20 protein-coding genes are annotated in these 19,980 nt (G+C 44.5%); 8 read left to right on the top strand and 12 right to left on the bottom strand.

What is annotated here, in order from left to right; all coding sequences use genetic code 11:
- Positions 1 to 206: 206 nt before the first annotated feature.
- Positions 207 to 422 carry a DUF2945 domain-containing protein gene (locus C7Y66_RS14965; protein ID WP_106546206.1) on the top strand — a complete coding sequence of 72 codons (216 nt, stop codon included), beginning with the start codon at positions 207 to 209 and terminating at the stop codon, positions 420 to 422.
- Between the two features lie 9 nt (positions 423 to 431).
- The gene (locus C7Y66_RS14960) at positions 432 to 764 is read left to right on the top strand and encodes a DUF3140 domain-containing protein (RefSeq protein ID WP_106546205.1); all 333 of its coding nucleotides are present in this window, start codon (positions 432 to 434) and stop codon (positions 762 to 764) included.
- Positions 765 to 852: 88 nt separating this feature from the next.
- Here the strand turns inward: C7Y66_RS14960 and C7Y66_RS14955 are convergent, their stop codons facing one another.
- The 4 genes from C7Y66_RS14955 to psbQ form a co-directional block, all read right to left on the bottom strand.
- The gene (locus C7Y66_RS14955; RefSeq protein WP_015156930.1) at positions 853 to 1,335 is read right to left on the bottom strand and encodes a hypothetical protein; all 483 of its coding nucleotides are present in this window, start codon (positions 1,333 to 1,335) and stop codon (positions 853 to 855) included.
- A 62-nt stretch (positions 1,336 to 1,397) separates the two neighbouring features.
- Positions 1,398 to 2,243: an alpha/beta fold hydrolase gene (locus C7Y66_RS14950; RefSeq protein ID WP_106546204.1), complete on the bottom strand. Its 846-nt coding sequence runs from the start codon at positions 2,241 to 2,243 to the stop codon at positions 1,398 to 1,400.
- Positions 2,244 to 2,327: 84 nt separating this feature from the next.
- A complete protein-coding gene (locus tag C7Y66_RS14945) occupies positions 2,328 to 3,470 on the bottom strand; it encodes an FAD-binding oxidoreductase (RefSeq protein ID WP_106546203.1) in 1,143 nt (380 codons plus the stop codon).
- Positions 3,471 to 3,592: 122 nt separating this feature from the next.
- Positions 3,593 to 4,048 (bottom strand): photosystem II protein PsbQ, encoded by a 456-nt coding sequence (psbQ, locus tag C7Y66_RS14940; protein ID WP_015156927.1) that lies wholly within the window; start codon positions 4,046 to 4,048, stop codon positions 3,593 to 3,595.
- Positions 4,049 to 4,775: 727 nt separating this feature from the next.
- On the opposite strand from psbQ, the gene C7Y66_RS14935 reads away from it, so the two are divergent.
- The 3 genes from C7Y66_RS14935 (at position 4,776) to C7Y66_RS14925 (ending at position 7,204) form a co-directional block, all read left to right on the top strand.
- Positions 4,776 to 5,507, top strand: a complete 732-nt coding sequence (locus tag C7Y66_RS14935; RefSeq protein ID WP_106218120.1) for a carbonic anhydrase — start codon at positions 4,776 to 4,778, stop codon at positions 5,505 to 5,507.
- Positions 5,508 to 5,940: 433 nt separating this feature from the next.
- The gene (locus tag C7Y66_RS14930; protein WP_106546202.1) at positions 5,941 to 6,549 is read left to right on the top strand and encodes an SET domain-containing protein; all 609 of its coding nucleotides are present in this window, start codon (positions 5,941 to 5,943) and stop codon (positions 6,547 to 6,549) included.
- A gap of 37 nt (positions 6,550 to 6,586) precedes the next feature.
- The gene (locus tag C7Y66_RS14925) at positions 6,587 to 7,204 is read left to right on the top strand and encodes an MFS transporter (RefSeq protein WP_106218121.1); all 618 of its coding nucleotides are present in this window, start codon (positions 6,587 to 6,589) and stop codon (positions 7,202 to 7,204) included.
- Between the two features lie 31 nt (positions 7,205 to 7,235).
- Here the strand turns inward: C7Y66_RS14925 and C7Y66_RS14920 are convergent, their stop codons facing one another.
- The 3 genes from C7Y66_RS14920 to C7Y66_RS14910 form a co-directional block, all read right to left on the bottom strand.
- Entirely contained in the window at positions 7,236 to 9,677 is a 2,442-nt protein-coding gene (locus tag C7Y66_RS14920) for a GH116 family glycosyl hydrolase (protein WP_199197445.1), read from the bottom strand.
- Between the two features lie 278 nt (positions 9,678 to 9,955).
- Positions 9,956 to 10,678 (bottom strand): molybdopterin-dependent oxidoreductase, encoded by a 723-nt coding sequence (locus C7Y66_RS14915; RefSeq protein WP_106546201.1) that lies wholly within the window; start codon positions 10,676 to 10,678, stop codon positions 9,956 to 9,958.
- A 16-nt stretch (positions 10,679 to 10,694) separates the two neighbouring features.
- The gene (locus tag C7Y66_RS14910) at positions 10,695 to 11,279 is read right to left on the bottom strand and encodes a cytochrome b/b6 domain-containing protein (protein ID WP_106546200.1); all 585 of its coding nucleotides are present in this window, start codon (positions 11,277 to 11,279) and stop codon (positions 10,695 to 10,697) included.
- A 152-nt stretch (positions 11,280 to 11,431) separates the two neighbouring features.
- On the opposite strand from C7Y66_RS14910, the gene C7Y66_RS14905 reads away from it, so the two are divergent.
- The gene (locus tag C7Y66_RS14905) at positions 11,432 to 13,150 is read left to right on the top strand and encodes an RluA family pseudouridine synthase (protein WP_106546219.1); all 1,719 of its coding nucleotides are present in this window, start codon (positions 11,432 to 11,434) and stop codon (positions 13,148 to 13,150) included.
- A gap of 71 nt (positions 13,151 to 13,221) precedes the next feature.
- On the opposite strand, the gene C7Y66_RS14900 is transcribed toward C7Y66_RS14905, so the two are convergent.
- The 5 genes from C7Y66_RS14900 to C7Y66_RS14880 all read right to left on the bottom strand — a co-directional run bounded on the left by C7Y66_RS14900 (position 13,222) and on the right by C7Y66_RS14880 (position 17,793).
- On the bottom strand, positions 13,222 to 14,025 hold the full coding sequence (locus tag C7Y66_RS14900) for a TspO/MBR family protein (protein ID WP_106546199.1): 804 nt from the start codon (positions 14,023 to 14,025) through the stop codon (positions 13,222 to 13,224).
- A 51-nt stretch (positions 14,026 to 14,076) separates the two neighbouring features.
- Positions 14,077 to 14,625, bottom strand: coding sequence for a methylmalonic aciduria and homocystinuria type D protein (locus tag C7Y66_RS14895; protein ID WP_106546198.1), 549 nt, complete (start codon positions 14,623 to 14,625; stop codon positions 14,077 to 14,079).
- 8 nt (positions 14,626 to 14,633) lie between these two features.
- A complete protein-coding gene (locus tag C7Y66_RS14890) occupies positions 14,634 to 15,512 on the bottom strand; it encodes an alpha/beta hydrolase (RefSeq protein WP_106546197.1) in 879 nt (292 codons plus the stop codon).
- 4 nt (positions 15,513 to 15,516) lie between these two features.
- A complete protein-coding gene (locus C7Y66_RS14885) occupies positions 15,517 to 15,981 on the bottom strand; it encodes a cupin (protein WP_015156916.1) in 465 nt (154 codons plus the stop codon).
- Positions 15,982 to 16,206: 225 nt separating this feature from the next.
- Positions 16,207 to 17,793, bottom strand: coding sequence for a glucose-6-phosphate isomerase (locus C7Y66_RS14880; RefSeq protein WP_106546196.1), 1,587 nt, complete (start codon positions 17,791 to 17,793; stop codon positions 16,207 to 16,209).
- 269 nt (positions 17,794 to 18,062) lie between these two features.
- On the opposite strand from C7Y66_RS14880, the gene C7Y66_RS14875 reads away from it, so the two are divergent.
- Together C7Y66_RS14875 and C7Y66_RS14870 are read left to right on the top strand one after the other, a co-directional pair.
- Complete coding sequence (locus C7Y66_RS14875; RefSeq protein WP_015156914.1) at positions 18,063 to 19,250, top strand: branched-chain amino acid ABC transporter permease; 1,188 nt, start codon at positions 18,063 to 18,065, stop codon at positions 19,248 to 19,250.
- A gap of 73 nt (positions 19,251 to 19,323) precedes the next feature.
- Positions 19,324 to 19,980: ABC transporter ATP-binding protein (locus C7Y66_RS14870; RefSeq protein ID WP_106546218.1), on the top strand; the 657-nt coding region annotated here is incomplete at its 3' end.

The following is a 19,980-nucleotide window of genomic DNA, read 5'->3' as shown; positions in this document are numbered from 1 at the left end:
AATTCTATGAGAGTCTTTTGGCGATCGCAAAAATCCCCTAAATACCCCCACCACGCTATCTAAATCTCAACCACTGACAAAAGTAAGATTTAAAGTCAAATTTACATAATTCGTAATCTGTAAATAGATTGATGGCTGCTTGCTTAATCGTCAAGATAATTAAACATTAATAGGTAAAAAAATTAAGTAGTTACAATCTTTTACTCATGTCTGAAGAATTTAAGCAAGGCGATAAAGTCGAGTGGAAAACCTCTCAAGGTAAAACCACTGGTGAAGTAGAAAAGAAACTTACTTCTCCTACAGAAATTAAAGGACATCACGTTGCTGCATCGAAAGACAATCCTGAGTATCTGGTAAAAAGCGAAAAAACAGGGAAAGAAGCAGCTCACAAACCAGATGCTTTGGACAAAGTAGAGGAGTAGAATTAAGTTATGAGTCAAGATGTCAATTCTGCGATCGCCGAATTTCAGCAAGTCGTCAATATGACTCCTAAAGAGCTTGAAGCTTGGTTAGAAACTGAGGAGTCACAAGCGGTAGGACAAAAAAAGGATGATGACGAGTCAACCGGACATAAATCTGGACGACGAATCGTTGAGTTATTGCAAAAAAAAGAGGATGAATATACTGAAGACGAGATTTCTCATATGAAGAAAGTCATCAGTTACGTCCACCGTCATAGCGCCCAAAAGCCATCGCACGATATTGAGAATTCGCGCTGGTATTATTCCCTAAAAAACTGGGGTCACGATCCGCTGAAGAAGTAAATCATTCGGTAGGGTGCGTTAACAATAACACACCCTATTGTTAATCGATCCAGAAGTGCTATATATAGCTCGACAATTAAAAAATTATTTAAGCATTTGCAGACAAGAAAGGAATATTTTCAGCCAAAGCATCCTTCACGATTGTTCCTTGTTTGCTTGCCCAATATTGACTCAAAAAATGAATTTGTCTCAAACCGACAACTAAATTCAAGCCAGGTACAAATATCCACCAAACAGTTAGCGGTTCTTTCATTCCTGCTTCTCGATACAGCGCATTCACAGTTTTATACAGCTTGAACTGCACGATATAAATCCAAACCACCCCCAGCAGTGAAAACCAGCCGAACCAACCTGGTACGTCAGGATCGTAAATCCGTAACAATTGGGGAACGACAACCCCTAGTACAAAAGGTGCTAAGCACAGTGTCCCAGACCAGCCATAACCGTTGTAGCGGCGTAATTCTTCTTGGATAATCCATTTATACCAGCCGTAATACAGCATCAGACTAGCAACAGACAGTAAAATGACACGCCAAAGAGGACGGGGTTTACCTATGAATCGGTCAGACATATGAAAGGAGAAGCTTTTCTTTACATTACTTCATAATAAATCGAATGAAGCTATCTCGCACTCTACGAAGCACGACGCACGAAAGGTAAAAGGTCTGATAAGATGTCTTCGGCAAAATGCTCTTGAGGATAATGCCCCGCTTTTTCAAGTTTGACAATCTCTGCTTGGGATAGGTTGCTGGCAAATTTCTGGGCGATTTCGACAGGAAGCCAAGGATCGTTGACACCCCAGACAATTAAAAGTGGTTTCTTCCAGTCTTGAAAACCATCAGCAATTTCTGTCATAGACGGGGACATTTTCAGATTGCGTACCGTCGTCATCAGCGATCGCCCCGCTTTTGAACTTTTCAAAAAAGGCTTGCGAAATATGTCTAAATCTGCATCCGAAATCTGGTAACGGCTACCACCTTCGAGGGTACGATCCACCAATAAAGGATCTTGCGTCGCCATGTCTCCCGCAAAAGGTAGTCCCCACTGTTGCATCTGCCAAGGTAGTTTAGCAGCCGTAGTCAAGGGAGTATTGAGAATAGCAATATTTTCGACGCGATCGCTATGGCGTAAGGCATACTGCAAGCCTATCGAACCCAAAAATCCTTGCACGACCAAACAAAAGCGATCGATCTCCAAAGCTTGAATAAAGTCATCTAATGCCTTGACAAAAGCATCGGGAGTGTAATTAAAATCCCGCCCTTGGGGTTTTGCTGACGAACCAAAGCCAATCAAATCGGGAGCGATCGCCCTTGTTCCCTGACTCCCCAAAGCAGGCATCACGTGTCGCCAACCGTAGCTATGGGAAGGTAGACCATGTAACAGCACCACTGGCAGCAGATCGCTCATTCCAATCGGAGCAACCTCGCGGTAAAACCATTCTAGGGAACCAACATTAATTTGATGTTCTGTAATAGACACGATACTTTATTGGTAATGGGTAATGGGTAATGGGTAATGGTTGATAGCAACCAACAACCAACAACCAACAACCAACAACCACTCTTAACCAGAAGATAATATCATTTTGCGGATCGCTTGTGCGGTAGCGGGTGCGAGTAAAACACCGTTGCGATAGTGTCCTGTCGCTAAGAGGATATTGCTAAATCCTGACAGGTAGTCAATTATGGGGGCGGAACGACCTTCAGGACGGGGACGCAAACCAGACCAGGTTGTGATAATATTGGCTGTCGCCAGAGCGGGACAAAAAGCGATCGCCTGTTGCATGACTGCCTCTAACAAGGCTGGTGCTGCCTCGATTTCTCGTCCAATAGTAGGAAATTCTACCGTTGCTCCTACCCAATATTCTGTTGCTTGTTGACCCCCATTTAAGGGAACGATATGCACGTCGTTACCCGTGATGACGGGTTGAAAATCTGTGTTACCCAGAGGGCGATCGAGCTTGAGGTGAATAGCTTGACCTAGTACGGGTACGATGTCAAATTTTAGCGGGGGTGAAGTTTCTGTTGGCAGAGATGGTAACGAGCCTAAGCCAGCCGATACAACTAGCCAATCAACATTCAAATGCGATCGCTCTCCAGAAATTGTTATTTGTCTGATGCGGCGATCGTCGGGCAAACCACCTTTAGCATAACTAGAACTGAAATTAGATTCCTCTATCTGCGTTCCAAAGTAAAATTTGACACCGTTGCGTTTTGCTCCTGCAACTAGAGCTAAAGTTAAACTCACCGGATCGACTTGCCGATCTTGGGGCGAGTAAATTGCCCAAGTCGAGGGATTGCAGTTAATTTGCGGACAATAAGACTTGACTTTTGCCCCATCCCAAATTTCTAAAGCTAAGCCTTGAGAGGCGCGAGTAGCGACGAGTTTCTCCCAAGAACCGAGTTCTGCTGCCACGCACAACATCAAAATTCCCTGCCGATTAAAGGGGATGTGATGCCCTGTGAGTGCTTCTAATTCTGGAATGAGGGTTTCATAGCGTTGGATACTTGCCTGTCGCAACTGCCACGCCCTACCCTTAGTTTTATGGCTGATGACACCCATCAAAACGCCCAAAGCCGCTTTTGTTGCTGCTTGCGCTGGCAATTGGCGATCGAGGACAGCAACCTGTAACCCTGGAACTTGGCTCAGTTCGTAGGCGATCGCTGCCCCCACTACACCGCACCCGATAATTACTACTTGAGTCATGTTTGAGCGGTTAGGAGTAAGGGATAAGAGAAATTTTGGGTTTTAGATTTGGAATTATAGATTGTAATTCCCCCTTGTCTTCCTTGTCTCCCTTGTCTCCCTTGTCCCCGACTCCCGACTCCTTACTCTGCTGTTTGGGGAAGTAACTGAAGAAAGTTGTCGATGTCTGCTATGGCTTCTCTGGCGTTGAGCAAGACTTTTTTCGCATCGCCTTGTTGAGCAGCTTGATCGACCGCTACTAGGTCGTTAAAGAAGTTTCGCGTAATCTGCTTTGCTTTAGATTGATCTTGCGGCAGCAGATTGCGCGTCATGTAGTTCATAGTCAATCGCAGTTCTCCTAAAGGTCCGTGGACGAAATTACCGACATCGATCCAATCTTTTCTTTGTACTAAAGACGGGATTTCTCTGCTGGCGCGATCGCGCAAGCTTTGGATATCGGGAATGTACTGCTGGATCTGCTGAATTTGAGCCGAGCTGTAGGTCGGGGGTACTGTGGCAGTGCTGGGACTACTACAGCCGATGAGAAATGTTGCCAAAATTACCAAAATAAGGGATAAGAACGATCGATGGCGCAACATAGAATCAATTGCTTGTAACTGCTACTAATCAGTGTCATTTTAGATCGCTAATGGTAACAATCAATCCTAGCTATGGGAGTGAATTCAAAGATTTTAGATTTAAGGCAGAAGGCGAGGGGTGAGAGGTAAGAGGTGAGAGGCGGTAAATCCGAGCTAGAGGGGCATTGATTTAGTTGTAGTCCCAGCCCTACCATGCAGCGCCAAGCATCTGACGTGTCATCTTTGCTAGTTCTCGTATCGGCATTCAGTTGCGCTTGGCTCCAGGGTCGTCAATGCCAGTAAGGTGAGGGGCGTGAATTTTAATTTACCGGAGAGGTCAACTGGTAAAAAATAATTGGAATTTATGTCAATTCTTCTTTTTAAGAAAGTCGTGTTGAGTACAGCAAAAAGCTTTTTGTGCCGAGAACAAAAAAAATTGCGATCGCAGTATATCTATTCCTTTTGATGAATATCATAGACTCAACTATTATTTTTTTGTACTTACCATAAAATAGCTCTATAGTAAGTATGAGTTTTTTGTACCCATAATTTGATAAATTTCCTAATCGTTGGGTCTGTTGTTTGATAAATTTTTTGCAAGTTAGTTTATTTTAAATTTGCAGATTTTCACGTCAAAACGAAATTAGGTCGTGCGACTACAAACGCAGCAAACATAGAGGTTTACTATGCTGATTTTTCCTGTTTTATCAGGTATAAATCAGCAAATAATTTTAATTGAGGTACGGTGATGACTCGAAAAAATGGATTTGTTGGACGGCGCAATTTGCTCAAATTGATGGGTGTAGGAGGAGCTAGTGTAGCTGCGACTACTGTTGTTAGTAGCTCGTGGGGCGCACAACCTGCTGTGGCACAACAAACAGACACTCAAGAAAAACCAAAGTCCGTTAGTCCAGATGATGCTCTCAAGAGATTAGTGGAGGGCAACCAACGGTTTATAAAAGAGAAGCGGCAGACTCCTAACCAATCGCGATTGCGCATACGAGAGGTTGCCGTAGCTCAATATCCTTTTGCTTCTATTTTGGGATGTGCTGATTCGCGAGTTCCAGCAGAAATTGTCTTCGATCAAGGACTAGGAGATTTGTTTGTAGTTCGGCTTGCTGGTAATGTTGTCAGTCCTACAGCTACAGGTAGCCTAGAATTTGCTACATCGGTGCTAGGTTCTCAACTGATTATAGTTTTAGGACATGAAAGATGTGGTGCAGTACAAGCAGCACTCAAAAGCGACCTACTTCCTGGTAGAATTGGTACTTTTGTTGAGGATATCAAACCAGCATTAAATGGGATAAAAGCTCAATCAAACGATCCAGTGAATGATGCTGTTGTGGCTAATATTCGGTATCAAGTTGACCTACTGCGGCAGAGTTCTTCAATACTATCTCAACTGGTTCAAGATGGGAAATTAAAAATCGTAGGTGGTCGTTATGACCTAGATACTGGAGCAGTTACTCTAGTAACTTAAATTTTGGCGAGGGGCGATCGCCTACTGAATTTTTATCATACACTTCTACAGCGGCAGCGCTAGAGATGTTTATTCAGCAATGGCGATCGCTCTCAGTCACATCATTTATGGGAAATTTCCTGAAGGTCAAGCTTTAACTGTATATTTGGCAACGATCGCTCTACGAATATTTGCTCTACAAATGTGAGAAAGCTGTTTACTGTTCGTGAATTATTTAAGATAGCTATAATATACTAGGTTTTAAATGTTGCTTTGAAATAGCTGTAATTACAACTAATCGCTGTTAAATTGAGTTAGATATTATATATAACCAGGGGTATAACTCCTAACATTTATATTGTTACTATGTAGAAATATTAAAAAAAGCTTAAATTGCGTATACTGCGAAAATAATTATGATAGAAAATTACGCATTGCTATACATTAAAACTTTATGATTCATCCAGACACAGAGTTACGTCTTGTTAATGAAATTATTGGTTACGGTGTATTTGCTACTAAATTTATTCCTCAAGGAACGATAGTGTGGGTATTGGATGAATTAGATCAGCAATTCGACGAGGGATATATATTGTCTCTAGACCGACTTCAACAAGAGCACGTATTCAAATATTCTTTTCGAGGAAGAGACGGTAACTATATACTATGTTGGGACATTGGTAGATATATCAATCATAGTTTTTATGCCAACTGTATTTCTACAGCTTATGACTTTGAAATAGCTCCTAGAGACATTTATCCTGGTGAAGAATTAACCGATCACTATGCTTGTTTTAATTTAGACAAACCTTTTGAATGCCTTCCAGAGCCAGGTATCACCAAAACTAAAGTTATGCCTGATGATTTTTTGTTACTATATCCAGAATGGGATAGACAAGTTGCTGAAGTCATGCCCTATTTCAATTGCGTCGAACAGCCATTAAGAAAGTTTATTTCAAGTAAATTTGTAGACAAAGTGAATGCCGTTGCTGCTGGAAAAGAACGGCTTGATTCCGTACTTGATACCTACTACGACCGTCAACATAGACTAATAACTGCATAGAATATATCCAGTTCATTAAGTCATTGTTGTGTTTTCTATGCTACAAAAAAATCTCAAAATCCTACTTTACAGTAGTAATATTTGGTACTTAGGCGAAGGAATGTTTGCTCCGATTTTTGGTTTATTCACTCAAAAAATTGGAGGTAATATTCTTGATATTAGCGGAATTTGGGCTACATATCTAGTTGCTACGGGAATTTTTACCATCCTAGTTGGAAGGCTATCAGACCGCAATATAAGCAAAGCCAAACTCATGATAATTGGCTATGCTTTAAATGCCATTTTCACATTTTGCTATCTATTCGTATCTTCTCAACTAAGTTTGTTTGTCGTTCAGGTAGGGTTGGGAATAGCTTCTGCTTTAGCAACTCCTACCTGGAATGCTTTATATGCACAATATGAAGATCGAGGAAAGGCAGGGCAAATTTGGGGCTTGGCTGACGGACAATCAAAAGTCATGACTGGTCTTGCTGTAGTGCTTGGGGGAGTGATTGTTAATTGGTTGTCTTTCAATACTTTATTTATCACAATGGGAACGATTCAAGTTATTGCTACCTTATATTCCATTCAACTGTTAAAGCAACAGGGACGTGCAGCAACAACTACTGATAAAAAGCATTTGCTAAGAAAACATCAAATAAAGTCAAGCGATTGACAAAAGCAAAAGATGGTAAATTGCTAGATCGCTAAAAATCAAACCACACGCCATAAATTGCCCAAATTGCCATTGCTCGCAAATAATAGCTTGCCCGAAAAGTACCAACAGATGTAATTGCTTCTGGAGTACGGAATTGCAAACCATTTTCATAAATTTGATTGACAACTGTTTCTGTTAATTGCAGTGCCTCAGCTTTCATTCCCATTTGCAAGAGAAAAGCCGCCAATCCAAAATTAATTCCCGTCCATACTTCTAATGGATGGGTAGCATTAGGATTTTCAGGAGAACCATTCAGTTTTAAACCATTCGCCGCCCCAAATTTTCCCTGATGAAATTTCAAAAAGCAAGCATCGTATATAGTTTTGAGTGCAGATAAAGCACATTCTTGCGGTACAATGTCAGGTAGTTTTAATAAACGAGCGTAAAATTGTCCGCAGAGTTGATCTGCCATTACGACATCAGAACCGCTATTGCTATCCAAGCGATAATATTGTCCGTTCCAAAGTTTTTCTTGGTAGATAGGACGCGATCGCGATAACCAAGATTGATAAGTGTCGATCGTTTCTTGTAGAGAGGTTACATGTAGAGACGTTACATGTAACCTCTCTACATTGTTGAGTAAAATTTTACCAATGGCGATCGCCGCTTCTAAAGCCGCCAACCACAATCCCCCACAATAAGCACTAACACCCTGCAACTTCCAATCATCAAAAGTTTGATCTGGCGCACCAGAATTTTCAGGAATTCCATCGCCATCTTTATCGAAAGTTTTCAAATAGTTGAGGGCTTGAACGATCGCCTCCCAACATGATGCTAAAAACTCTACATCAGTTGCACCTGTCAGTAAATAGTCTCGATATACCTGCAAGACAAAATCGCTGGGTAAATCCTTCCACAAATTGCAATCTTGATATGCCGTGTAATTTGTCTTTTCCCAAACGTGTTCGTTGGGTGCGCCTAAATCGTGAGGTGTTGCACCAGCAACTTTACGCGGCGCGAGGGGCATTTCTGCCCCGATGGTAAGGTAATATCCAATGAGGCGACGATGATTGTCACTAGCAGGAATAGCCCGTGCAAAAGCACGCATCACAGCCTTTTCTAACTCTGGAAATAATACTAATAACGCAAACGAACCGTAAAGCCGCACGTCAAGGCTTTCGTACCAGCGATAATCAATACATTCTAAAATGGCAAACTGACCGATCGGATCGCGCTCTGTCGCCGCACTCCACAGCGTCCCACCACTGGTAAGATCGTAAAGTTCGTTAAACAATGCCATTTTGAACCAATCGGGCAGATCGGTTTTATCTAAAATTGGTTGCTGCCAAGCTTGAATTTGAGATTGCCAAGACTGGTATGCTTGTAAGGCTGTACGCGCGATCGCCCAAGCATTTTTACCCGTGCGATCGAAAAAATCTGTATGGCGACGATAATATTTGACCCCAGCAGCAAATTCCGTAACGGGAAAATCCCAAGTTAAGACAAAGGGAATCGTGCGAGTTTCTCCTGGTTGAAGTGTAAAACGAATGGCGATCGCACCTGCAATTTGTTCTCCCTCTATAGCTGGTGTCTCATCTTGTAGGTTAGGTAAAGTGCCAGATTCAGCAAAGCTTTTCCAGATATCTTCCCCCGTACCGACAGGATTCCAACGGGTATGATGAAAGACTTCTACACCTGGCTGTTTTGCCGTAGCAATACACCACTGCCCGTCTCCTTCCTCTACATCCTCACCGCTATCTCGCCCTAATACGCATCCCACATACTCGGATTCCACCAACCGATTAAAATTTCCCTGACTTTCTCCCCAGCGCGATTTATATTCATACACTGGGCTACCATCATCTCTAATTTTTACTTCTGAAGATTTACTGGCATTGGTAAACCACCCCGTCATATTCTGCCAGGACAGCATAATACTCAGAGTCATAGGGGCATTAGTAGGATTATGGGCAGTCCAGACAAATACACCCACTGGATAGCTGCTTTCTTGATAGTTATTTGCCCAAATTGGCGAAAACTGTTCGCAGGTTAACTGAGATTGAAACACACCCTCATACACAAACCAGCTACGAGGATACAACGCATGATACGTTCCCGCGTGGGCGCACAGCTGTGCGCCCCTACACGGATACCACTGCCAATTCTGCAATCCATCTTCAGGTGCTTCCGTACACAAAGCGTAAGCCTGACGAGATGCACTCCGTTCAGACACGCTTTCAAACACGCTAAACTGACAAGCAGGCATCGGCTGAAAAATATGCTCGCCGCCGTCCACCTGCCACACGTTAAAATCACCCCTAGAAGACCGACCGATACAACCCGCACCAAAGCCCCCTAAAGGCATACCGTGCCAGGGACCATCATCTAAATTACTTGCGGTACGAACAGTATAGGGCTTATCCCAGCCCAGACCGATAGGGCGCTGCCAGGTACAGTTAGGAATGTTCATCATTAAGGTGCTGAATTGCATCCCATAGATTTTACTCTTGGATTTGGTAATTGGTCATTGGTAATCTAAGATCTTGCAGTTGTTGCAACGTCCGCCTGGGATTCAAATCCCAGTCTCATAGCTTAAGTCAGATAAATCCGACTGTAACTAGTTTTTAGTCTACTTCAGTAGACTTGTGCTATTAGCCCAGAAATTAATTTCTGGGCGGGTCTGGACACAAGTTGAGATTGCTGCAAAATCTCAGTAATTGGTAATTGGTAGTTGTAAATTTTAACTTTTAACTTTTGACTTTTGACTTTTTACAATCCTGCATACCATTCATAGCCTTGGTCTTCCCAGTAGCCTTTGACGGGTAGGAGGCGATCGCTGAGGATGATGTTAGTTACCCATTTGCTTTGCTTGTAACCTAGTTTGATTGGCGAGGCGAGACGTAAAGGCGCACCGTTATCTATTGGTAAAGGTTGTCCGTTTTTTTGATACGCCATCAGCGTTTGTGGGTGCAGACACGAAGCTAAATCCCAACTTTCATAGTAGCCATCGGCAGATTTAAAATAAACGTATTTTGCCTCGGGTTTGGGTTGGGCAAGATTAATAATATCTCGCAATCGGACTCCACCCCATTGCACGATCGCCGCCCATCCTTCCACGCAGACGTGACGAATTACCATTGAGGCAAGGGGCATTTGCTGAATGTCTGTCATGCTGAGACTGAGGAATTTATCGACCGCACCATCGACAACCAGACGAAATTTGGTTGGATCGATTTTGGGAGTAAAGTTAAATGAGTTAACAATTAATGCTTCTGGTTCGATCGCGCTGACTGGAAATTCCGGTGCAAGTTTTTCAGGATTAAAGATTAAAGTTTCAACCTTTTGATTCAATGGTTCGGAAACTTTACCAACTATATCTTCAAATAAAGGCGTGCCACATCCACCTAATAATAAACTAACGCTGGAAAGCCCAGAAATCTTCAGAAAGTGACGGCGTAGTAGCTTCTGGCGGGGAATTTGAATCTGATTCATATTATTATAGATAAGCTTACCAAAACATCGATTCTAAAAGGCGATCGCCACCGACTTTTCGTCCCAGCAATGCGTGAATTGTGGCAAAGATAACTACTATTGGTACTGTAGCAAAGTGAACGATTCGCAATGCTTGCCAATCGCCAAAACAATCGACAATCCAGGGGAATTGAGCGGGTTTGTACATACCCAAGCCGCTAAATATGGCAAGTAATAAAATGGGAACGATCGCCGTGTAAGCGATTCGATGCCATGCATAAGCGCGACGCTTTTGGTTTTGACTCAATTTCAATGCTTTGATGTCTTTATCGCTGACAAATCGATGTTTCCAACGGCGGGTAACGAGGATATAAACCCCATAAAACACCAAGTTGAGCGAAAACAGCCACATTGCAGCAAAGTGCCAGTGTCTACCACCAGCCAGCCATCCTCCAAGGGTGAAAATTGGCGGGATATGCCAACCTGCACGTCCACCAAATACGGGGTTAGCATTGTAGATTTGCAGTCCGCTGGTCAGCATAATGAATAAACTAACAATATTTACCCAATGAAAAATTTTGGCGGCGATCGCTTGTCTTGGGAGTCGAGACGGAAATTTCATATCAGTTATCAGTTAGAGCCTTTTTCAATTGGATGAAATACAAGATCTGTAGGGGCGCACAGCTGTGCGCCCCTACGAATGTATCGCATCATAATGAGAATCGCGATATCAGTTATCAGGCAACCACCAACTACCAACCACCAACTACCAAAATTATGACCCTTTATTTACTAACAGATTTTATTAGCTCAGGTTGCGTTGCTGATGATTCACCTGTTAGTTATTGGTATGAAGGTTATTGTCCTCAGACGGGTAAATTATTGACACTACCCCGCACCCCTTTTGTAGAAGCGATCGCAATTGGTTTGATGCAACAGCTTGCTACTGAGGCGCGGTATTCCCATGAGGGGAAAATGTATGGCGTGTTGCTCGTCGAGACTGCTGCTGGGGAACGGCGAGTGCTGAAAGCATTTTCTGGGCTGTTGCATGGTTGTAGCACGGTTGCAGGTTGGGTGGGAGCGATCGAGGGCAAAGAGCTGGCTTTAGAAGAAGCCCGTACCCTGGATATGTTAGCAGCAATGAAACAAGAGCTAATTGCCTTGCAACAAATCCCAGAGCAACAAAAGTATGCAACGTTAGTGCAGGATTTTGAAACGCGCTGGCAGCAACTGACAATCCTACATCGCGATCGCAAGCAACAGCGACAATTTCAGCGCCAGGTATTTCAAGATACCCTCGCAGGCGTTGCTTTAGTAGAGGCGCTAGCACAACTAGACGAACAAAGTCGTCAGGATGGGATCGATCGCAAGCTGTTTAAGCGCCAACGAGATGCTTTGTTACAACCGCTTCAAGAGGCGATCGCGCAAGCAGATAAGAGAATGTACGAGTTGAAACAACAGCGGAAAAGTTTATCGAGGCAGCTGCAAGCACTGATGCACGCTAGCTACAAATTGAGTAATTTTGCTGGGGAATCTCTGCCACTACAGCAGTTGGCGGGTTCGCTGCCAACCGGGACTGGTACGTGTTGTGCGCCAAAATTATTGCATTACGCAGCAACTCACAATCTCAAGCCACTGGCAATGGCGGAGTTTTGGTGGGGATCGCCTTCGACTAATGGCGAAAAAGTTCAGGGAGAGTTCTATGGAGCCTGTACGGAACGCTGTCAGCCGTTGATGGGGTTTTTATTGTCAGGTTTACAGCAGAGATCCCCCCAACCCCCCTTAATAAAGGGTGCTAAGAACGATTTTGTTTCCCCCTTAAAAAGGGGGATTAAGGGGGATCTCCAAAATCTGTGCATCCAAACTAAGAAATCTATTCTTTATGAAGACGAGTGGCTGATTGCTGTGAATAAACCGCCAGGACTGCTCTCCGTTCCCGGTCGTTGTAGCGATCGCTATGATAGCGTCGTGTCTCGTTTACGTCACTTACTGCCCGATGGCATGGCGATCGCAGCTCCACATCGCCTCGATCTAGAAACGTCAGGTATTTTGCTACTGACTCGCGATCGCGCCTCTTATCGTCATCTGAGCCAGCAATTTCAACAGCGGCGAGTGCGTAAAGTTTATGAAGCGGTACTTGCCGGATGCGTGATGCAAGCAAGCGGTACGATTCAACTTCCGCTTTGGGGAGATCCCAGCGATCGCCCTTATCAGAAAATTGATGCACGGGGAAAACCTAGCTTAACGGAATTCCAAGTCATCACAAAATTGGAGAATTCCACGCGAATTCAGTTTTTTCCGTTAACAGGACGAACGCATCAGCTTAGGGTTCATGCTGCCGATCCTAGAGGTTTAGGAATACCCATTTTGGGCGATCGATTGTACGGTTGTCGCGCCCAAGTAGAGCGTTTATGCTTACACGCGAGAGAACTTTGTTTCGAGCATCCCCACTTAGGGAAAAGTATTTCTCTACAAGTAGAGACTCCGTTTTGATAGTTATCAGTGATGAGTGGTGTGTGGTGCGTGGAGGGTGAAAATACCTGCCGTCATCAACTAATGACCAATTATTCATTACGACTCACTTTTAAATTCTTCCGCTGTATTGTGCCGTACACTAGCAAAACTGCAAGTACGATCGCTGCTACTACTGCGGTTATTGAAATGACAGGATTATTGAGAGATAAATGACGAACTGCGATCGCCACATACGCCCAAACAAATACCAGCGTAAAGGCGATATCTGCCCGTTGAAGGGCAACTACAGAGGCGATCGCTGCACCAATAAGTAGCATAATGACAGTCCATCCTAGAGAGCTTATGCCCCAACCATCCCAATTAGAAATATACAGAGCAGAGGCAATATTAACAATCGTTGCTACAGAGATCCAACCTAAATAAATACTAAATGGTACATGTACCAGCCATTTGAATTCTCGCGATACTCGTTTGCCAATTTCTAATTGCAAGTAAGCTCCAATTAAGGAAATTAGAATTGCTAGCATTGCTATTACTGAAAGCCAAAATAGCTGTAGCGTGAAGAGATATACCCAAGCAATTTGAGCTAGACAAGCAATAATTAGTAAGACATCAACTCGATGCAGAGTTGAATTTTGGCGCTGTGCTGGAAGAAACTGATAAACGCCATAGGCAATTAATCCGAGATAAATTAATCCCCAAATAGCAAAGGCATAATTTGCTGGCGTAATTTGCACGCCTTGAAGGATGGTATTGGCAATTTCACCAATATTTAATCCTCGAACTGGAAAGAAATTTGACAAGACGTTAACGCTGAGAGTCGCCAAGATAGCAAATAGTGTTGCCAAAGGCAGTACAATTTCTTTACCAGAACCTTGTGTGGATGCTTTCATAAATTTTTTCTCAAGCTGCGATCGCAGATGCACGCTCTTATATTGGCTCTCTTATACTGACTTTATATTTGGAAAAGATTGCCCCTCTACGGTTGGATCGCTCGATCCTGCTACGGGTTGAATATTGTAGTGCGTACTATTAGCTGCTATGTTAGCCACTATTTCTGCAACTACATCTGGTTGGGCAGATGAGACAAGCGTAGAAGGATAAACCGCTTTTCCCCACTTTGGATGGACGATCGCGGCACACTGACCGCTACGATCGATTGTATAGCCCAGGGTAGCGCCAACAACTTTCACATCGCTCAACCGCACTTGACCGGGAGGAGAAGTCATAGGGAAACCAGTGCGCGGGTCGAACATATCTGCTAAGTATCCCATTGTTCCCAGTTGGGCAATGATTTGGCTGCCAAATTCTAGAAATTGTTGCCGAAATTCGTTCTTATAGATTTCTGTCTCAACTGTCCGTTCCAAGAAAGCAAATTGACACAGTTGTAAAACTACAACCACAGATAAAACTGGCAACGACCAACTCGGTAAAAGCCGATTTAAATGAGTGCGAATGAATCTAGGAGCTGGGTGAACTGAGTATTGCAGCATTTAATCAATTAATATGCTTGCTGAATATCTTCTAGAGCTTTTTGTAAATCTGGTGCGTGCAACCAACCAACAAAGCCTGCATACAAACATTCTCCGGTAGGAGAGGCAACAAAGACACAATCAATCCCAAATAAGTTCTTGCAAGTGCGAATAGTAGCACCATTTGGCAGTGCGATCGCAATTTGGGCTTTACTAAAATCGCGGCGATGACCGTCTGTCATGCCTGGTACTGCTTGCAACCGTTGTACGATATCGTCATAGACGATCGCCTCACCAACATTAGCATCCATCCAAAAGTCTTGAATGATGGTGGCAACCGTAGGATAATTTCGCAAGACGGCATGAGCTAGCCCTGGCAAGCAGATAAACCGAGCATTTTGAAACTTTGTCGATTCTACTGGAACCGTGCCATCGCTACCGCCATCAATATCGCCAGCAATAACTAATGTGGGAATTATAGAGGCGATCGCGGCTGCAATTGGCTTACGATTTTTTCCCAGATCGCCAGCAATCCCAATTCCCCAATTTAAAGGATCGATCGCCCGTGCCACATCTGCACCACCGACTGGCGATGCAATCAAAACTAGCGAGTGAATTCTAGCCCACCATTCAGGATGCTTATGCAATACCTCTAACCAGATCAAACCACCCATCGAATGACCGATAATCTTCAGCGGTACGTCTGGATATTTGGCAATCTGTTCGCTAGCCAGCTTTTCCACTGCCTGAATCAAAGGCTCAATTCTCACCCAAGTTTGAACGTAACCCAGACTCGGCGCAAACACTGGAATTGTATCTGTGACCAACCGACGCGCCAGTAGCATCATGGCACGGTTATCATCTGCCCAGCCGTGCTGCACGAATAAAAGAAATGCCGGATCTACCAATCAGTCATACTCCCACACTACCCAAGGCTTGCTGAATAATTACAGCCTCCATCTCTGCTAGTTTAGCTCCCGCGATCGCGAGATTGTAGGGAAAAGGACGGGGACGAGGAATATAATCTCGCGGTTGCGTCGGACGATGACGCAGAACGGCGTTAACGATCGTGCATGGTTCGGAATCTAGATTTATTGCACCGTGCAGCACGCCTGGGGGAATTTTAACAACTTGAGGCAGGCGATCGCTCAATGGAGTGTAGCGATACTGCTTATTTTCTAAAGTCACGAGGGCTAAACGCCCTCTAACAACTAAAATCTGGTCTGTCTGAGATTTGTGAACGAAGAGATCGTCAATCGTGTGCGGCGGAATCTGTACCAACATTGTCTCGTGGCTGGACTGGGGAGTATAAAACTGAGCCATTCCCCCTTGAATTGAAGCTAGCGGATAGATCTCAATACCCCGATGAGCAGCCATACCAAACCCGTTTAGACTAAGTGGTTCGCTCCTAATCTAACCCAGTTTTCTGTAAAAAAGTGTTGCGCTAGCAACAGAATGTAACCAAATGTGGTATTGAAACTGTAGAGACGTTACGTGTAACGTCTCTACAATTCTCCCGAATCCTGTACGGGCGGGTTTTGAACCGAGATTTACGGTTGAGGTTGTCAATCTAGTTGCTAAACCCGCCCCTACGAATCCCGATTAACTTAAAGAAAACGTCAAACTCTCAGGGTGGGCGGGATCGCCTTGCATTGCCACCCCTCTCCGATTTGCTTGCAGATGGCGCAGAATTTTATAAATTGCCTCAATTTGGTCTGTGGCTGCGGCTTTCTCGGCAATTTGTGCCAGAGATAAAGGAGTTTTAGCCTCTTGCAGGACTTGCAAGACTTGTTTTTGCAAATCTAACACCACGGCGGCTGCTTTTTTCCCTGCTTCCACGCCTGGTTGGTGGTAGGCGTTAATATTGACTAGCGAACCATATAAACCTACAGCTCGTTCGTAAAGGGCAATTAATGCGCCTACTGTGTGGGGGTTAACTTGGGGAATGGTAATGGTAATGGAATCGCGCTGTTTTTCATACAAGGCTTGGCGAGTTCCTTGGAGGAAGCCAGAGAGATAATCTCCAGCAGTTGCGCCTGGATCGATGTCTGGTGAGGAACCCGAACGGTCTTCCAAGACTTCGATAAAGGTAGCAAAGAAGTTGGGTACGCCTTCGCGCAATTGCTGGACGTAGGCATGTTGGTCGGTCGAACCTTTGTTACCATAGACGGCGATTCCTTGGTGGACGATGTTACCGTCGAGGTCTTTTTCTTTACCCAGAGATTCCATCACCAATTGCTGCAAGTAACGGGAAAATAGTAAGAGGCTGTCTTTATAGGGCAGCACCACCATATCTTTTTCACCGCGTCCGTTCCCAGAGTAATACCAACCGAGGGCAAGCAAGGCGGCGGGATTGGTTTTGAGATCGGCAACGCGGGTTGCTGCATCCATTTCTTTTGCGCCAGCCAGCATCGCGCGGATGTCGATACCCTGCAAAGCGGCTGGTAGCAAGCCGACGGCGGATAGTTCTGAAGTGCGTCCCCCCACCCAGTCAAACATGGGGAAAGTGGCTAGCCAGCCTTCTGATTTTGCTTGCCGATCGAGTTTGCTATCGGGAGTCGTGATGGCGATCGCGTGTTTGGTAAAGTCTAAATTGTGACCTGCATAGGCTGCTTTGAGTTCAATCGTGCCGTTACGCGGTTCTGGCGTGCCTCCAGATTTGGAAATGACGATAACTAAAGTGCTGGTGAGACGATTTCTCACCCGCGTTAACACGCGATCGATCCCCGCCGGATCGGTGTTATCAATGAAGTGAATCGCCAGGGGAGGAAAATCGGGGGCTAAAGCTTCAGCAACAAATTCGGGACCGAGTGCCGAGCCGCCAATGCCGATGGAAATAATATCAGTGTAGCGGGGTGCTTGGGGTGGATGAACTGCCCCGCTATGAATTTTTTTGGCAAAGGTTTCAATTTGGTCTACAGATTCAACAATCTCTTGTTTAATTTCTGGAGTTGGAGCCAGATCGGGATCGCGCAGCCAGTAATGTCCTACCATCCGATTTTCGTCAGGATTGGCGATCGCCCCTGCTTCTAAAGCCGCCATATCTGCAAATGCTTTCTCTAACTTGGGCTGCAACCCCTCTACAAATGCATCGTCAAAGCGCATCCGACTGATATCTACGTAAAATCCGAGTCCGGCGTGATAATAGAGCCAGTCTTGATAGCGTTGCCAAAGTGCCGCAGCATCCATAACAATTCTCTACTTACTGTTTGCGCTGATAACAAGTCTTAGTTTAAAGGAAGCTGTTGCTTGCGTTTTGCAGTCTTATATAGTTTTTAGTGTTGACTAGAGGACGGGCTTGCCGTGTATCCCTTTAGTTTGATTTCTCGTAGCTGTTACAGAAAACAGTCTCGGTGAGATAAAGATGCGATCGCTACTGACTTCTATCCTTGTTGGGTTAAAATCTTTTAGCACAAAAGCATACATTCCCTAGTGTGGCGACGGGTTTAGCAACGCTTATGTTAGATTTAAACGCCCTGATGAACGATCCAACAATTATCGGTTGGGTTGCCTATATCTTGTTTCTGACAGTTTCTACAGCAATTTTTGCCCTGTTCAGCTTGGGATTAAACTTGCAGTGGGGTTTAACGGGGTTAATTAACTTTGGTCTGGTTGCTTTCATGACTTTGGGAGCATACACGACTGTATTGTTAAGCATGTATGGCGTACCCCTAATCGTAGCAACGCTAGCTGGAGCTTTGGTAGCGGCTCTACTAGGGTGGTTAATTGGTTTATCAACACTAAGGTTGCGGGAAGACTACTTAGCAATTGTCACGATTGGGGTATCGGAACTCATTCGCTTGGTGGTCAACAATCAAGATTTACCAACTCCTAATACTCCCACACCTGGGGCTTTTGGATTGCAGGGATATCCTCTACCCTTAACAGATTTTAACCCCGACACGGTGATGAAATGGATAATGGTAGGGCTACTCACATTAGTTGTGGTTGCGTGTTACTGGAAACTTTGGAAATGGGCGATCGGAAGTCAAAAGTCAAAAGTTAAAAGTCAAAAGTCGTTTGTGACTCGTTATTTACCACTAGTCTTTCGGGCAATTGTCGGCATAGTGGCAACGCTGCTGATTTTTGTCCCCTATGCGGCGGGAGCTATTGGACTATACAACTTCACCAACTACGAAAAATCGGGATTGATGCTGATCTCGGTGTTGGTGCTAGCTTTTGTCGTATGGCGGTTAGAAGTGCTAGCGCGATCGCCCTGGGGAAGGGTATTAAAAGCAATTCGCGAAGATGAGGAAGTTGCCCGCGCTTTAGGAAAAAACGTCTTTTGGTATAAATTGCAAGCTTTAATGTTAGGCGGGGCGATCGCTGGGATTTCTGGTGCTTTGTATGCATGGCAGCAAACTTCAATTTATCCGAACGATTTCCAGCCGCAGACAACTTTCGATGCTTGGATTATGGTGATCTTAGGTGGTGCGGGTAACAATTTCGGTACGATCCTCGGCGCAGTTGTTTTCTTTGCTTACGACAGCGCCACCCGTTTTATCTTGCCCAAAATCGTACCCCTCGATGACGTGCGCTTGAGTGCGTTTCGGATTATGGTTATCGGCTTACTACTGATGATACTGATGATTTGGCGACCACAAGGAATATTAGGTAAGAAAGAAGAATTGACACTTGGAAAGTAGTCATTTGTCATTTGTCATTTGTCTAAGACCAACCAACAACCCATTACCCATTACCCATTACCAATCATTATCAATGGAATCCAAAGATCTACAATCCCAACCAATGCCACTATTATCAGCTAGCGGTCTTACCAAAAGTTTTGGCGGGATTAAGGCTGTAGATAATGCCGATTTAGAAGTAGCGAAAGGAAGTATTACAGGATTAATTGGTCCCAACGGTGCGGGTAAGACAACTCTATTTAACTTACTGTCAAATTTTATTCGCCCCGATCGCGGCTGGGTAATTTTTGACGGTGCGCCAGTCCAGCAATTGAGAACCTATCAAATTGCCCTACAGGGTATGGTACGCACGTTTCAAGTCGCGCGGACGCTTTCGCGGCTAACAGTACTAGAAAATATGATGCTGGGGGCGCAAAAGCAAGACGGAGAGAACTTTTGGCGGTTGCAATTTCAACCTTGGGCGATCGCCAAAGAACAGCAAATCCTGCGAGAACAAGCGATGACGCTACTAGAGTCGGTGGGGTTAGCGCATATGGCGCACGAGTATGCGGGGGCGCTATCGGGCGGACAGCGCAAGTTATTGGAAATGGCAAGGGCGTTAATGACGCAACCCAAGTTAATTTTGTTAGACGAACCTGCGGCGGGGGTAAATCCCAAGTTGATCGAACAAATTTGCGATCGCATTTTAACTTGGAACCGCGAAGGTATGACATTTTTGATTATCGAACAC

Source organism: Chroococcidiopsis sp. CCALA 051 (genome assembly GCF_003015105.1).
GTDB lineage: Bacteria > Cyanobacteriota > Cyanobacteriia > Cyanobacteriales > Chroococcidiopsidaceae > Chroococcidiopsis > Chroococcidiopsis thermalis.
The sequence above is the reverse complement of the archived record's forward strand: the minus strand, read 5'-3'. Positions and strand labels throughout refer to the sequence as shown.